This window comes from Bacillus cereus group sp. BfR-BA-01453 (genome assembly GCF_022662915.1).
GTDB lineage: Bacteria > Bacillota > Bacilli > Bacillales > Bacillaceae_G > Bacillus_A > Bacillus_A paranthracis.
Genome location: NZ_JAKUEN010000003.1, coordinates 141,398 through 156,895, shown reverse-complemented (window position 1 = coordinate 156,895; position 15,498 = coordinate 141,398). Strand labels below are relative to the sequence as shown.

Below are 15,498 nucleotides of genomic sequence, written 5' to 3'. Positions count from 1 at the left end.
TACTATGCTTGTGGATTTTTCATCCAAAATTCCACCCAAATGCATATTGATGAATATGCCACCCTAATTGCTGAAAGAGGCTGTCCCAAAAGGTGCTTTTTAGCCAAAATGGAATAAAAAGTGAAAGGAAGAAACGTTGATTTTATAACATTTCTGCCTTTTCAATTTCATGTGATCTTACTTCGAAAGAGACTTATGAGACAGCCCTTTTTTTATTTAGGATCTGTTAATATTGATTATTAATAAAAAGTATTAAATAAGGGAAGACACCTTAGAGTTGGTGCTTCCCTTATTTGTTGATTATTCACATTCAAATCTAAAATAGGTATTTTCTAAGCCTATCCTTTGCTTTAATGTTTTGCCCAAAGCATAATTATTTGGTAATTCTTTTTCAATGACACAAATAATATAACCTGCTTTTCCTGTTGTTAAATTAGTTAGTTGTAAGTAGTTATTGTTGTCGTAGATATAAGAAATAATATATTCATAGAAATCATTTTCTTTGTCTTCTCTATTCCTACCAACATTGTACAACCTAACTCTTGCTCCTGCCCAAATTTCCTCCTCATCATCAACATTACTTAAAGGCATCCATTTCGAGTTATTCAATATTTCACCCTTTTCTTAATTCATTCGTTTATACACTAAATGTTGCTAGACACAAACTATCATAATTTCACATTAGAATCCAACTACCAATTGTATTAACATCACTATCATTCATATGTAATCCTAACAAATCGTTTAGTTCTCTAATACGTACTTTATCTTCTACGACAACAAGATTATTATTCATTTACTGAATTGGTGAAAATTCATCTCCATCATAGCCAGCACGGATTTCGCCTCCAATTACTGGGCGCATATACGAGGAAATAGGATTAATTTTTTTGATTCTAATAATACCATGGAGGTTTATAACATGAAAAACATAAAAACAATTGATGGAATTATTACATGAATGGTATGAAGAAATTCGTTTATATCATGTAGTAGAAGCAAAACAAACATATCTAAAAGTAAAAGAAAGTTTAAAAGAAATAGAAACAGACCAATATGTATCATTCTATTATTCCCTGCTGAATTTTAGATATAAAGTTTTGGTAGATGGAATGAGTATTACAAAAGATTCTTTTAATCAAATAGAAAAACTACCTCATATTAAAGATGAATTTTCATTTTTAGCTTACTATTATTATTTCTTTAAGGCAATCCACTCTACAATTATAGCAAATTATACTGAGGCAAAAACATACTATGAAAAGGCGGAAGGACTTTTAAAAGATATACCTGACGAAATAGAAAAAGCTGAGTTTGAGTATAGATTTTCAACATACTGTTATCAATCTTATCAACCATTTGAAGCGATTCAACATGCAGTAAAAGCCAAAGAAATATATTTGAATCATGTAGGCTATAAAATTAATATTGCTTTATGCGACAAGGTATATGGACTGGCTTGTATAGATCTAAGAGAATTTGAAAGAGTGGAAGAATGTCTCAATATGGTTATTGATATTTTTAAGAAGTATGATGAAGAACAATTATTATTACGAGTACGATCCAATTTAGGCTGGTTATATAATATTCAAGATTTATATCCATTGGCGATTAGACAGAGTTCTGAAATTATAAATACCATACCGAACCATTTTAAAGCATTATTTGTCTTAGCAAGAGCATATTATAAGTTAGAAGGCATTGAAACAGCAAGAGCATATATCGAGCAAGGAATGAAATATACAAATGAATCAGGAAATGAGGAATATAAACACCGTTTCGCAGTTTTAAATGAACTAATTACAGAACTGCCTAGAATTAAACTAGAAAAAGTAGTTACTGATGCCATTTCTTATTTTGAAAAAGAGGAAATGTGGGATTGTGTAAAAGAATATGCAGAGATTTTAGCACTACAATTTTACGAGGCAAATAATCATGTTAAAGCGAGCAAGTATTTCTATATTAGCAATAATGCTGATAAGAAACATTTAAGAAAAGGAGCGTTAAAGTAATGAAAAAAATAAAAAAAGTGTTATTCAGTACGATAATAGTAAGTACATTAGCATGTAGCATGATTAGTTTAAATGTATCACAACACTCTTCATTTAATGGTGGAGATACGCCAGCACCAACAAAACTGAGTGTCTCTGGTGGAGTATCTATTAATTAACGTAATCCAGTTTTCTTACTTAAAAAGACAGAAAATTCATACTACAAATACAAAAAAAGTTGAATAAAGTGGATAAAATATTGAACCCCCAGTCCGAAACAGGTTTGTTTCGGACTATTCACGTTACTATAATTGTGCGTAGGGTGATAGACTAAAAGTAGACAAGATTTTCTTGAAGTGACCCCTAAAAGTTAGACACGGTTATTTCATTAGGCAGCTTGATAAAAGTGAGTCCGGTATTGTACTGGGCTCATTTTTAATTTTGCCTTAATCCGTTTCGTATTATAATAATCTATATATTTTTCTAATTCTATTTTAAAGTGCTCTACATTTTCAAATTCTTTTATGTAGAGGAACTCCGACTTCATAATCCCAAAGAAATTTTCTATTACTGCGTTGTCGTAACAGTTGCCTTTTCGAGACATACTCTGGACGATAGCTCTTGATTCAAGTGTACGGACGTATTGTCTCATTTGATAATGCCATCCTTGATCCGAATGCATTAATAGTTGATGGTTTTCAGGTAAACGTTTTAATGCATTCTCTAACATCTCTGAAACAAGTGAATATGTCGGTCTAGAACCAATTGTATAGGTAATAATTTCACCATTATACAAGTCTAATACAGGTGATACATACAGTTTCTCTCCAAACAATTTAAACTCTGTGATATCGGTTACCCATTTTTGATTTGGGGCATCTGTGTAAAAATTACGCTCTAAAATATTAGGTGCAATTCTACCGACTTTTCCTTTATAGGATTTATATTTCTTCATACGCACAACACACTTTAATCCAAGTTCTTTCATAATGCGTTGAACCTTCTTGTGGTTCACTTTCTGGCCACGATTCGTTAATTCATCACGAATGCGTCGGTAACCATAACGACCTTCATTTTCCTCATAAATCGCTTTAATCTCAGCTTTCAAATCGGCATCTACATCTGGACGATTCATTTTCTTTACTAAATCATAATACGTGCTTCGAGGAATAGTAGCTAGCTCCACGAGTGCCTTCACCGAATATTTATGCCTTAATTCATAGACTACTTGCGCTTTGTCTCGTTTCGTGATTTTTCCTTGTTTTGAACTAAGGCATTCAACTTTTTTAAGTACTCATTTTCCATTTCAAGCTGTTGAATACGTGCTTCAAGTGCTTCGACTGACCCGTCAGCTAAAGTTTGTTTTACTTGTTTATTTGAATCTTTTTTCATGGATGGACGCCCCTTTTTTTAGATTGAAGGGCATCAATTCCTTGTGTTTCGAGCTGTTTTTTCCAAACAGAAATCGTTGAAGGGGCAGGAATGTTAAAGATAGCTGCCGTCTCAAATAAGGACATACCGTTTTCAATCATAAAGTTTAGTACGTCTAGTTTAAATTGTTGTGTGTAATTTGTACATCGTTTTAGAAAAGCTTCCATACCATTCTGTTTATATTGGTTTACCCAATTCAAAATAATTGTGTCACTTATACCAATCGATTTACCCATTTCTCGATAACTTTCATTTCCGTTCAAATAACGTAGAACGATTTGTATTTTTTCATCAGCTGTAAATTTAGCCATAGAAAAACTGCACCTCCAATTGTTAGACTGTGTCTAACAATTGGGGTGCAGTTCAGTATAGGAGTGCTCTTTTTTGCGTATATATTTAAATTTCTAGTTATAACTTTTTTGCACTAGAGTCATGTTTCTTATATTTTTTTTACAATTCTACTAAGTTTTTTGTAAAATTCACCTTTCGTTTTTATGTGCTTAAACTGATTTGGATTAATATTTGCTTTTTGTGAGATTGCTACAATCTCTTCTTTTGTAATTGAATCTTTAGTATTTATAGATGCTATGTTTGTATATTTTCCATCTTCAGTTTTTGGAATTTCTAAAATCCCTTTATTCACAAGATCCACTACAGCCTTATGCTCTGAAGAATGTGTATTCACGCCAGTAATTTTCCAATTATGCATAACTTTTGGTGTGTAAACACCGTTCTTCACCTCTTTTAAATATGTAATAGCAAGGTTACGAATGGTTCCACCAGTTTCCCCGAATGCATTCTCTTGTTTAGATGACCAAATTTGTTCAAACTTACGCCCCTCTAAAGCTCCACCTTTCGCCTGAAGAGCCTCCATTCTATACGCATTCATTCCCAGCGTCATAACATCATTCGTTTTGATTGGTTTATTTGTACGAATAGAACGTAAATTTGTTATTCTACTTCCATATGGTTTTGTTAAGTCAATTTCGTATTTTACGCCTCCAAAGAAATCATTCGTACTGTATTTAGACGCACGACGGGTTTTATCAAAGCTAACTGTTACATCTCCAGGACGAGATGAATTAAAGTACCCTGCTGCCCATTCCATATAGTCTTTTAAGTCTTTCCCAGTTACCTTATATACCGTTATTTCACCCAAAGCATATTGATAATTATATGCAATATCTTTTTTCTTAATAGGACCTACATCCAAACGGGCATTATCGTTATCAATTTGATGGGCGACTACATCTGCTTTGCTGTAGTAAAGCATGACTTCATGAAAGAAATCTGATAAAGGTGTCTCTTGAATCTGCACACTTGGAATACCTTTTATTTCATTTTCAGGAACAAGGTTTCTACCCTTTAATTGAGCGACTACAACATTTGCATCTCCCCTCGCATACTCGTGAAAAGGTGTAAGTGTGTCTTCAAGTGTAGGATCAGATACTACTATTGTTCCATCTGTATTTTTTACAGGTATAGCGGTAGCAGTTTTATCTTTTAAAACCAGCTTTCCATCTTGCTTTGTAAAAGTCAGGTCAATACGTGAGATATGCGTTCCATATTTATCTGGTTCTGTAATAATAACGCCATTTACAATTTCTTTTTTAACAAGCTTATGCATATGAGCCGCAAAAATAGCGCTTAGTTCCGGACAAGCATTCGCAATATCTTGAACACCAGTACCCGGGATTCCATTCTCATTTTCTAGTCCCATATGCATAACGCCTACCATTACATCTACTTTACCTTCTAACTCTTTAATGGCCTTCTTTGTCTCTTCTACTGGATTTTTCACCACTAAACCATCCAAATGATCTGTCCCTTTTTCAAAATCACTAATCATTGGTGTATTCATACCAATAATCCCGACTTTAATTCCACCTTTTTCAACAATTGTATATGCAGGAAGAAAACGCTCTCCATTTTCCTTATAAATATTTCCTGCTAATGTCTTGCCCTTATATTGCTCACTAACTTTTTTCAATGTATCTAATCCAAAGTTAAATTCATGATTTCCAAATGCCCAAGCATCATATCCCATGGCATTCATCGCTACCATCATTGGCGATTGTGGCTGATCATTGAATAACTCTACTGAGTTTCCTTGAATAGTATCCCCAGCATCTACTAATATAGTATTTGGATTTTCTTGACGTACCTTCTTTATAACCGTATAGAGTTGCGTTAAACTTCCACTCGTATTTGCACCATCAAGCGCATAATCCCAAGGCATAAATCTACCATGAATATCTGCAGTACCTAACAAAGTAATATTAACATCAGATTCCTCAGCTTTTGAGATAGATGGTTTGACTGTTACTGCTGTTCCAAGAAGTATTAGAATAAAAAAATAACATAAATAGTTCTTCCATTTCATTTTTTGCATAATAACAATATTTCTCCCCTTTTGTACTGTCATATAGTTGCTTGAACCTTAAAAATGTAACTTATTATTCAGAAAACTTCAACTACAAAAAGTAATTTTGCGGGTGATTCTGCATGAAAAACAAAAAATGATATAGAAAAAGCACTGCCGAATTGTTCAGCAATACTTTTCTATTAAACGTACTATAACAATGAGTGTCTATTTTCTTTTATTCATGAGTACTATAGGTTCATATATGTTCACTTTAATTTCAAGATACGTTCTATTTCCTCTACACTCAACTTACTTGCTTTTGCAATAGTTTCAAGTGGTACACCAATTTCATGCATTCCTCGGATCATTTGCATCTTACCTTGTTCAATGCCTTTTTCCATGCCCTCCTGTTCTGCATGTGCTAGCTTAGCTTGTTCATCTAAAAGCAATTTCTCGCGAGCTTCATATGCTGTTCGGAAAGAAGAATCATGGCTCATATTTTCCCATTTATTAATTGCTTTTTGTAAAATTGGATCTTGATTCATCGCAATCTCCTCCAATGCAATGTTTGAGTTAAATGTTCACCTTCATGCGCTGGTAGTAATAACATCCAACGAACAAATGTATTTTCCCAAGGGTTTACTTTTTCTTCACACCATTGTTTTACCAATTTTGGTATCTCTACAAAATGGATTTCAATGTCGCCACTTAATAGTTTTTGCATTTTTGTATTCCATAATTGTCTAATGGTATGAAATGCATCATTCTGAGAAATTGAACTACCCTCACTTTCACTTCGTTTATTTTAATAAGTAGGATCAATAAAAAAGTAGTGAATTTACACTACTTCGTTGTATATAAATTATTTGAATTCTTTTCTATATAATTTAAATAGAATACATTTCTCTCAAAATAGACAATGATATTTACTTTCCAACTTCACAAAGTAATTTTATCTCCTTAATTTGTTCTATGTGGCGCTGTTCATGTAAATAGATCAGTTCTATCCACTGCTCAAGAAGTAATTCTCCAAGAGCTAGATGCATCACTGATTTTTTCGCTAATATAGATTCATCTTCTATTGTACTTAGGAAACGCATTAATTCTTTTCTCGATTTGTTTAACAAATCGACCATTTGCTGTACTTCAAATGTCTCTATGCTTGGTTCAATCATTTCTGGTGCTATAAATTTTATTGATCTATCTAATAATATAGATTGAATTTCTTTACGCTCATTTTGTGTACTATCCATCTTTTTTAATCCAGATGAAATGACCTTTATAACCCTTTCATCTAATAACATTAAGTGATGACATACTTGTGCTATACTCCATTTATCCTTATCTGGTTTCTTATTAAATTGAGTATCACTTAACAAAGTAATTTCCTCAAATAAATGATTTCGCGTATCATAAAACTTGTCATTAACAAATGTATTCATGTTAATTCCCCTTTCATCAAAAGCAAAATAGATTAATTCCTACTCTTGCATTATTCTCTATGAAAAAATATTATCCTTCACTACCTATTGGTTATCATATCTGTTGTTGCTTGTGACAATTTAACAGCAAAACTTGTACCGAAACGAAATTTAAACCAAAACAAGAAACGAATAAAAGCAATCTTTGCAATATAAGTTTGTATATAATTCCATTCAAAGGCTTAAAATATCGAAGTGTCTATTCATAAATCCATTGTTTTTAATCTCATCTCAAAAAGGAGCTGTATTATATGGATAAAGAAAAGCTAGTAAGCGAACAGATTGCTCGCGTCCCATCGGATGCCCTAAATACCCCTAGTAAGGAACAAGAACAAATGCTAGAAACATCACCTCAAGTGGAACATAATCCAAACAATAACAATAAAGATAATAACCAAGACCTATACGGCACAGACTTCCCCATTTCAAATGTAGATAGAACAACAAACAAAAAGTAAATAACTAACAAGTCAGAAACACAGGCCAAAATAAAAGATTTTTTTTACATAATCTCTGAAAGAATTCTCTTACTTTAAATGTTCGCAGGACAATAATCTGGCGATAACAGTATGAGAAATTTTTCTTTCTGCCTACAAATAGCAAAACGAGCACCTTATCACTATGAATAGGATTGCTCGTTTTTATTTTCGTCTATTCCTTTGCTGGCCAAATTTTCGCGTTTGGTTCTAATAGCCACTTGTGGTCTTCCTCCATGATACGATCATTCCAAGGATTATTCTCAAGATGTCGAATCATCCAACAAAAATACATGGCATATCCAGGCGCCGTTGCTTGTGGATGGTCTAGCTCACCCGGAATTGTAATAAAGCTATTATGTACAACGCGATATGCATCCTCACCAACCATTGCACATCCAAATCCCTGTGGTTTGTTAAAGCGATAATAATATACCTCCGGTTGATCATGGTGATGTGGCGGATAACTAGACCATCTCCCTGGATAAGAAATAACCTCGCCTACTACCATATTAGAATATACTGCATTGTTATAGTCAAAAATCGTACGAATAACACGCTGCGCCGTTCCCTCCCATACTCCATCTCCCGCTACAACACTTTGACACTCATTTGGAGTATATAACTTAGACGCAAATTCTTGATCATTATCTGTTTTTTGAACAAGCACTTCACTATCTGAAAGAGCAGTAATTGTAACCTTCACATTTTTAGATACATGTAAACACCAAGGGTTTTCTTCAAACACAGAATGTCTTTGAATAACTTGTTCCATTCCTTCCCACTCTAAACGTATTGCCCCTTCCAGTAAAAGAACCGCTGTTTCATTCTTATTATCAAATAGCAACTCTTCTTTCCCATTAGACATCTTATATATGCCTATATCCATTAACATATCACTGCATTGACCGTTCATTTCTGTTAATACATTATATCCTTCAGTTAATTCACCTAATTTTCCTAACATGGCTTTCTCCCCCTTTTATTTAATGGCTACTCAATCATTCTCTACTTTTTTCAGTTCACTACATTCCGAGTTTCGTCTAACTATTACTGAAGAAAGCTTTTCTATTTATACTCTGTTTTCACTTCCGAATATTTGCATATGAATTTTAACATTTTCGTATGCAGCCTCAATAACATCCTGGTGGTACGTAAAGTAATCTGAATACGGATTATTTAGGACGGCAGTGTTAACAGCAGTAATTACATTCTGAAATGTGGCTGTTGCTACATTTATTTTTCGAACACCATGTTGAATACATCGCTTGAAATCCTCTGGACTAATGCCAGAGCCGCCATGTAAAACGAGCGGGATATGGACTACTTCATTAATCTCTTGTAGGCGGTCTAATCGTAAATTAGGATCGCCATTGTACATACCATGCGCATTTCCAATTGCAACCGCTAACGCATCAACGTCTGTTTCTTCAGCAAATCGTTTTGCTTCTGTAGTGCTTGTCAGCAACATTTCAATATCTTCTGATCCGTCCTCACTACCACCAACTCTACCAATCTCAGCTTCTACCGTCGCTCCATACTGTTTCGCAAGTTCTACAATTTCTTTTGTCTTTTGGATATTCTCTTCTAACGGATAGTGAGAGCCATCAAACATAACCGAACTAAAACCAATTTCTAACGTCTCTTGAATCTTATTAAATGTCATACCGTGATCAAAGTGAACTGCTACTGGAACAGTTGCTTGTTTCGCTGCAGCTACCATCAATGGACCAATCATATGAATTGGTGAATGATTCAAACGAACTTCCGCAATTTGTAGAATAAGCGGCGAACTTAACTCTTCAGCTGCTTTAATAGCTCCCATTACCATTTCCATATTCGCGACACTAAAAGCTCCAACTCCATAATTCTCTTGATATGCTTTCATTAAAATATCTTTCATTTGAACTAATGGCATTACATACTCCCCTATTTCAATATTATTTATTACATGTAAAACCAACCTTCACGTCTTTTTACCCCTTTTGTAAGGAGACATGTTGATTACCATACCATTTACTTATGGATAATCTTAAAATGCTTAAATTACAGACCGGCTTTTTCTCGTATAAATTCCCGGGCTTTTAATGCGTATTCAAAAGGATTCGCTAAAGCTGGGTCTTGCTCTGCTTCTACCACAAACCACCCTTGATAATCAGAGTTTGCAAGGATAGTAAACACTTCATCAAATTCAATTACGCCATCCCCTGGAACTGTAAATGCCCCATTCTTCACTGCCTGTAAGAAGCTCAATTCGTTTTCCTTTACAATATCTACTACTTCTTGACGAATATCTTTTAAATGTACGTGTTTAATACGAGGTAAATATTTCTTCAAAATATAAAGTGGCTCTTCTCCTGAAAAAACAAGATGACCTGTATCAAAAAGCAGAGATACAAGCGCTGAATCAGTTATATCCATTAACTTTTTAATTTCTGCCGTTGTTTGAACACCCGTACCCATATGGTGATGGTATACAATATGCAGCCCCTTTTCCTGAGCTAATTTACCGAGGTGATGTAATCCATCCGCAAGCTTATCCCACTCTTCTTCTGTAAAAACAGGCTTATTTTTAAATAGTGGTACATCCATTAAACCTTGAATACTATGCCCTTGCTCTGAAACAACGATAACTTTTGCACCCATGTCGTGTAAGAAATCCCTATGCTTAATAAATTCTTCTACCGTCTCTTCAAGCGGCTTCGTTGTTAAAAACGTACTAAACCATGCACTTGCAATCTCCAAGTTTCGTAATTCCAAAGATTTTTTTAATACAACCGTATTTCTCGGATATTTATTCCCTACTTCACTTCCATTAAATCCAGCTAGTGCCATCTCACTAATACATTGTTCAAACGTATTTTCTGCCCCTAACTCCGGCATATCATCATTTGTCCAAGCAATTGGTGCAATTCCAAGCTTAATTGTATTTTCTTTAAACATCCCCTTGTCTCTCCTCTTATTAAAATGTGATAGAATTTCGCCAACTTCTCTTATCTATTCTTTAAAAAGAGAGCTTCTTAAACCATATGCATGTAGATAAAAAGCTCTCTTTGTACCCTAATCTAATAAGACCTTGCCTGTTGCAAGTTACTTACTTTACTCTCGTACGCAGCTTGTACCCTTTGACTTTTAGATACTTCTGCAATACCTACATGCCACCATGACTCGTATCCATTTGTCATTGTTTTTGGCAGTACTTTAATATCAATTAATGTAGAAACTGTTTGTTTTTTCGCATCTATAAGTGCTTCCTGTAATTGTTCTAGTGATGTAACATGATATGTTTTCACACCATATCCAGCTGCGCTAGCTGCAAAATCAATTTTCATAATTGTCCCGTCTAATTTACGAGTTTCCTGGTTTCGATAGCGAAACTCTGTTCCAAAGCTCCCCATTCCATTGCCCATTTGTAAGTTATTAATGCAACCAAATCCGGAATTATCAAACAATAAGACGTTAATTTTTTTGTTTTCTTGAAGACTTGTGACAAGCTCAGAATGAAGCATCTGGTAACTACCATCCCCTACCATTGCATATACTTCCTTCGATGGTTCAGCTAGCTTTGCACCTAGTGCGCCCGCAACCTCATAGCCCATGCAAGAGTATCCATACTCCATGTGATATGTATTTGGTTTTCTTGATGCCCACATTCTTTGTAAATCACCTGGAAGACTTCCTGCCGCTCCAACGATAATTGCATCTTCATCAAGTAATGTATTGATTTGTCCAATGACTGCAGTCTGTGTTAATTGTGAACCAAGTGCGTCTACATACTCATTTAAATTTTCATCGAAATGACCTTCGACTTCTGGTGTGAAATCTTGACCTGTAAAGCAAATATTATGTAGACGTGATAATTCTGTTTCCCAAGCCTCTTTTGCATCAGCAATTTCTACTGTATAACTAGATCGATAATCCATTACTTGCAGTTCATCTATTAGAACAAGAAGCGCTTCTTTCGCATCCGCTATAACCTTTAATGCATCCAGCTTATTCGCATGGAATTCTGAAATATTGATGTTTAAAAACTCAACTTCCTCATTTTGAAATAATTGTTTCGATGCCGTTGTAAAATCAGTAAATCTCGTCCCGATTCCAATAACAAGATCCGCTTCCTTTGCAATTGTATTAGCTGCTATATTTCCTGTTACCCCAATGCCGCCTAGATTATATGGATGACTACTTTCAATTGCACTTTTTCCAGCTTGTGTTTCTCCAAATGGAATGTGGAATGTTTCAGCAAACTGTTTTAGCTCTTCTGCCGCTTCTGCGTATCTTACACCACCACCACAAATCATAACTGGCTTTTTCTTTCTCTTAATCATTTCCACTGCATCCGCTAAGCTGGCTTTTGTAGGTAGACGACGTTCAATACGGTGAACACGCTTTTGGAAGAAGTAATCTGGAAAATCCCATGCTTCCCCCTGGACATCTTGTGGTAAACAAATTGTTACAGCCCCTGTATCTGCCGGATTCGTTAAAACACGCATCGCTTGAATCATAGCTGTCATCAATTGTTCAGGACGATTTATCCTGTCCCAGTACTTACTTACTGCCCGGAAAGCATCATTTGTAGAAATAGATAAGTCATGTGTTTGTTCAATTTGTTGAAGAACAGGATCGGGTTGTCTCGTTGCAAATACATCTCCTGGAAGTAATAAAACGGGAATATTATTTGCAGAAGCTGTTGCTGCAGAGGTAATCATATTTGCTGATCCAGGACCAACAGAAGAAGTACATGCCATAATTTGTTTTCTATGTTTTTGTTTTGCAAAAGCCATCGCAGCATTTGCCATTCCTTGTTCATTTCTCCCTTGATATACTTCTAATTCCCCTGCATCTTCTTCTAAAGCTTGACCTAGGCCTACTACATTCCCATGACCAAAAATCGTAAAGATTCCCTTAATAAACTTTTGTTGCTTTCCATCAAACTCTACGTATTGCTGATTCAAAAATTTCACCAATGCTTGCGCCGTCGTCATTCTAACAGTTTGCATATGATTTGCTCCTTTCTATCTCTAACCGTCATTCTGCATATGAAAAAGGAGTATTAGGAATTTGATAGACTCCTAATACTTCCTTCTTATGCTTTACTACTTTCCTTACTTTTGCTTACAAGCAACTAAACAGATTCTACTTCTCTCTTAAAGATTACTTTTCCCAACGAGATGTAAGCATTTTCTTTCTAGTATAAAACTCAACGCCGTCAGTACCGTTCGCATGAAGATCACCATAGAAAGAGTCTTTCCAGCCAGAGAACGGGAAGAATGCCATTGGCGCCGGAACCCCAACATTCACACCTAACATACCTGATTCAATAGTTTCACGGAATTGACGTACACTTGCCCCACTATCTGTATAAATACAAGCTCCATTTGCAAAGCGAGACTCATTTGCAATTTCAATCGCTTCATCTAATGATTTCACACGAACAATCGATAAAACAGGAGCAAAAATCTCATCTTGCCAGATTTTCATTTCTTTTGTAACATGGTCAAAAATTGTTGGACCAACGAAGTAACCAGCTCCTTTTACAGCTGTATCTTCGCGTCCATCACGAACTAATGTAGCGCCCTGTTCTACACCTGAATCGATGTAACCAATTGTGCGCTCTTTATGGTTATCACGAATAACTGGTCCTAAAAATACATCTTCATCAAGACCATTGCCGATGACGATTTTATTTGCTTCTTCTACGAGTCTTTCAACTAATTGATCTGCAATTTCTTCTTCTACTGTTACAACAGAAGCAGCCATACAACGCTCACCTGCTGAACCGAATGCGGCACTAATAATTTGCTTTGTTGCTAGTTCAAGATTTGCATCATTTAATACAATGGAATGGTTTTTCGCACCTGCTAATGCTTGAACGCGTTTTAAGTTTTCTGTTCCTTTTTTGTATACATATTCTGCGACAGGCTGAGAACCTACAAATGAAATTGCCTTCACTAATTTATGTTCAAGAAGTCCGTTTACTACATCGTGAGCACCATTTACGATATTTAATACACCTTTTGGTATGCCTGCTTCTGCAGCTAATTCTGCTAACTTTGCTGCTAGAAGTGGTGTACGCTCTGAAGGTTTTAATACAAATGTATTACCACAAGCAATTGCAAGTGGGAACATCCAGCATGGAACCATCATTGGGAAGTTAAAAGGTGTAATTCCTCCTATAACACCAATTGGGTAACGATACATACCAGACTCAATACCTGTTGCAATATCAGGTAACTGTTTTCCCATCATTAATGTAGGAGCACCCGCAGCAAACTCCACGCACTCAATACCACGAAGAACTTCACCGTAAGCCTCGTTATAGCTTTTTCCGTTTTCAATCGTAATTAGTTTCGCTAACTCTTCCCAGTTATCTACTAGTAACTGTTGATATTTAAATAGAATACGAGCGCGTTTTGGTACAGCCGTTTTAGACCAAGATTTGAACGCTTCATTTGCTGCTAATACAGCTTGTTCAACATCTACTTTTGTTGAAAGTGGTACTTGAGCGATTACTTCTCCTGTTGCAGGATTATATACAGCTTCCATCTTAGTTGAAATGGATTCTACCCATTCGCCGCCAATGTAGTTTTTTACAATTTGTGCTGTTTGTACTGTCATATTCATTCTCTCCCTTTTATGTAATGTAGAAGCGTCCAAGAGGATACGCCCTTACTTGATTATTGATTCATGACGTTTCTATACCAATTCCTCAGCCGTTTCCATGAATGCAGAAATCTCTGCCCTTGTTGGCATTGCATCAGAACAGCTATGTTTAGAAATAACAATTGAAGCAGAAGCGCCACCTAATCGCATCGCTTGAGGAACTTCAAGCCCTTGCATGAGGCCATAAATAAACGCAGAAGCATACGAGTCACCAGCGCCAAACGTCTTTAACACCTTTGTTTTAAAGATACCGCCACGGTGAGATTGACCATCTCTCGTATAAGCGATTGAACCATCTCCGCCGTGTTTAATTACAACGATTTTCGCATGATGAGAAAACCATCTTTCAGCTGTAACTTGGTCATTAGATTGTTCATAGTTTAATAGTTTTTCCATCATATCGAACTCTTCACGCGTCCCAATAATGACATCAGATTTTTCAGCCGCTAGATTGTAATACACAGCCGTTTCAGCCTCTGATTGCCATGTATACGGGCGGTAATCAACATCAAAAAATACGACTACATCATGTTTACGCGCATATTCTAGCACTAAAAATACCGCCTCGCGAGAAGGGCTTTTTGCTAAAGCTGTACCTGAAATTAAGAGTGCTTTAGACTGTTTAATATAGTCCTCAGATACCTCTGTTGGATCAAGATTTAAGTCTGCGACATTGTCGCGGTACATTAAAATACTGCAATCTTCAGGGCTTTTAATTTCTGTAAATGCTAGACCTGTTACTGCACCTGTACGGTCGATACATATCTGATCTGTATTAATCTTATTGTCCTGTAGATACCTTGTAATAAAGCGGCCCATTTGATCGTCAGACACTTTACCGATAAATCCTGTCTGTAAGCCGAGACGCGCCGCACCAATCGCAATGTTGGCAGGAGAACCGCCCACATACTTAGTAAACGTTCTTGTTTCTTCCATAGGACGTTGTGTTTCATTGGCATTTAAATCAACGCATAAACGTCCAATTGCAATTAGTTCTAATGGACGATTTTCTTTAAAAATAAGTGGATTCATTGTTACTACCTCCCATGCTTTATCGTTTTCCGACAAATTACTCTTTATCTATCTAGAAG

12 protein-coding genes and 2 pseudogenes are annotated in these 15,498 nt (G+C 35.6%); 3 read left to right on the top strand and 11 right to left on the bottom strand.

Features of this window, described 5'->3' with window-relative positions:
* Positions 1-300: 300 nt before the first annotated feature.
* A complete protein-coding gene (locus MR070_RS08170) occupies positions 301-591 on the bottom strand; it encodes a hypothetical protein (protein WP_242261180.1) in 291 nt (96 codons plus the stop codon).
* A 353-nt stretch (positions 592-944) separates the two neighbouring features.
* On the opposite strand from MR070_RS08170, the gene MR070_RS08160 reads away from it, so the two are divergent.
* Entirely contained in the window at positions 945-2,012 is a 1,068-nt protein-coding gene (locus MR070_RS08160) for a response regulator aspartate phosphatase (protein WP_242261021.1), read from the top strand.
* The gene (locus MR070_RS08155; RefSeq protein ID WP_000721404.1) at positions 2,012-2,170 is read left to right on the top strand and encodes a Phr family secreted Rap phosphatase inhibitor; all 159 of its coding nucleotides are present in this window, start codon (positions 2,012-2,014) and stop codon (positions 2,168-2,170) included. Before MR070_RS08160 ends, MR070_RS08155 begins: the two co-directional genes overlap by 1 nt.
* 209 nt (positions 2,171-2,379) lie before the next feature.
* Here MR070_RS08155 and MR070_RS08150 read toward each other — a convergent pair.
* From MR070_RS08150 to MR070_RS08135, 4 genes and pseudogenes are all read right to left on the bottom strand, one after another.
* Positions 2,380-3,733 (bottom strand): annotated as a pseudogene (locus tag MR070_RS08150) (IS3 family transposase).
* 128 nt (positions 3,734-3,861) lie between these two features.
* On the bottom strand, positions 3,862-5,814 hold the full coding sequence (locus MR070_RS08145; RefSeq protein WP_001171054.1) for a bifunctional metallophosphatase/5'-nucleotidase: 1,953 nt from the start codon (positions 5,812-5,814) through the stop codon (positions 3,862-3,864).
* A gap of 239 nt (positions 5,815-6,053) precedes the next feature.
* A pseudogene (locus MR070_RS08140) lies at positions 6,054-6,559 on the bottom strand (Rpn family recombination-promoting nuclease/putative transposase); the annotation flags it as partial.
* Positions 6,560-6,713: 154 nt separating this feature from the next.
* Positions 6,714-7,229 carry a DinB family protein gene (locus MR070_RS08135; protein ID WP_242261020.1) on the bottom strand — a complete coding sequence of 172 codons (516 nt, stop codon included), beginning with the start codon at positions 7,227-7,229 and terminating at the stop codon, positions 6,714-6,716.
* Positions 7,230-7,519: 290 nt separating this feature from the next.
* On the opposite strand from MR070_RS08135, the gene MR070_RS08130 reads away from it, so the two are divergent.
* Positions 7,520-7,726 carry a hypothetical protein gene (locus tag MR070_RS08130; protein ID WP_242261019.1) on the top strand — a complete coding sequence of 69 codons (207 nt, stop codon included), beginning with the start codon at positions 7,520-7,522 and terminating at the stop codon, positions 7,724-7,726.
* A 193-nt stretch (positions 7,727-7,919) separates the two neighbouring features.
* Here the strand turns inward: MR070_RS08130 and MR070_RS08125 are convergent, their stop codons facing one another.
* The 6 genes from MR070_RS08125 to iolC form a co-directional block, all read right to left on the bottom strand.
* Entirely contained in the window at positions 7,920-8,711 is a 792-nt protein-coding gene (locus tag MR070_RS08125; protein WP_000900834.1) for a 5-deoxy-glucuronate isomerase, read from the bottom strand.
* Positions 8,712-8,816: 105 nt separating this feature from the next.
* Positions 8,817-9,662 carry a class II fructose-bisphosphate aldolase gene (locus MR070_RS08120; RefSeq protein ID WP_242261018.1) on the bottom strand — a complete coding sequence of 282 codons (846 nt, stop codon included), beginning with the start codon at positions 9,660-9,662 and terminating at the stop codon, positions 8,817-8,819.
* Between the two features lie 128 nt (positions 9,663-9,790).
* Positions 9,791-10,687, bottom strand: coding sequence for a myo-inosose-2 dehydratase (gene iolE, locus MR070_RS08115; protein ID WP_242261017.1), 897 nt, complete (start codon positions 10,685-10,687; stop codon positions 9,791-9,793).
* 122 nt (positions 10,688-10,809) lie between these two features.
* Positions 10,810-12,744, bottom strand: a complete 1,935-nt coding sequence (iolD, locus tag MR070_RS08110; RefSeq protein WP_242261016.1) for a 3D-(3,5/4)-trihydroxycyclohexane-1,2-dione acylhydrolase (decyclizing) — start codon at positions 12,742-12,744, stop codon at positions 10,810-10,812.
* A gap of 154 nt (positions 12,745-12,898) precedes the next feature.
* Positions 12,899-14,362 carry a CoA-acylating methylmalonate-semialdehyde dehydrogenase gene (locus MR070_RS08105; protein ID WP_242261015.1) on the bottom strand — a complete coding sequence of 488 codons (1,464 nt, stop codon included), beginning with the start codon at positions 14,360-14,362 and terminating at the stop codon, positions 12,899-12,901.
* A gap of 78 nt (positions 14,363-14,440) precedes the next feature.
* Entirely contained in the window at positions 14,441-15,439 is a 999-nt protein-coding gene (iolC, locus tag MR070_RS08100; RefSeq protein ID WP_242261014.1) for a 5-dehydro-2-deoxygluconokinase, read from the bottom strand.
* Between the last annotated feature and the right edge of the window lie 59 nt (positions 15,440-15,498).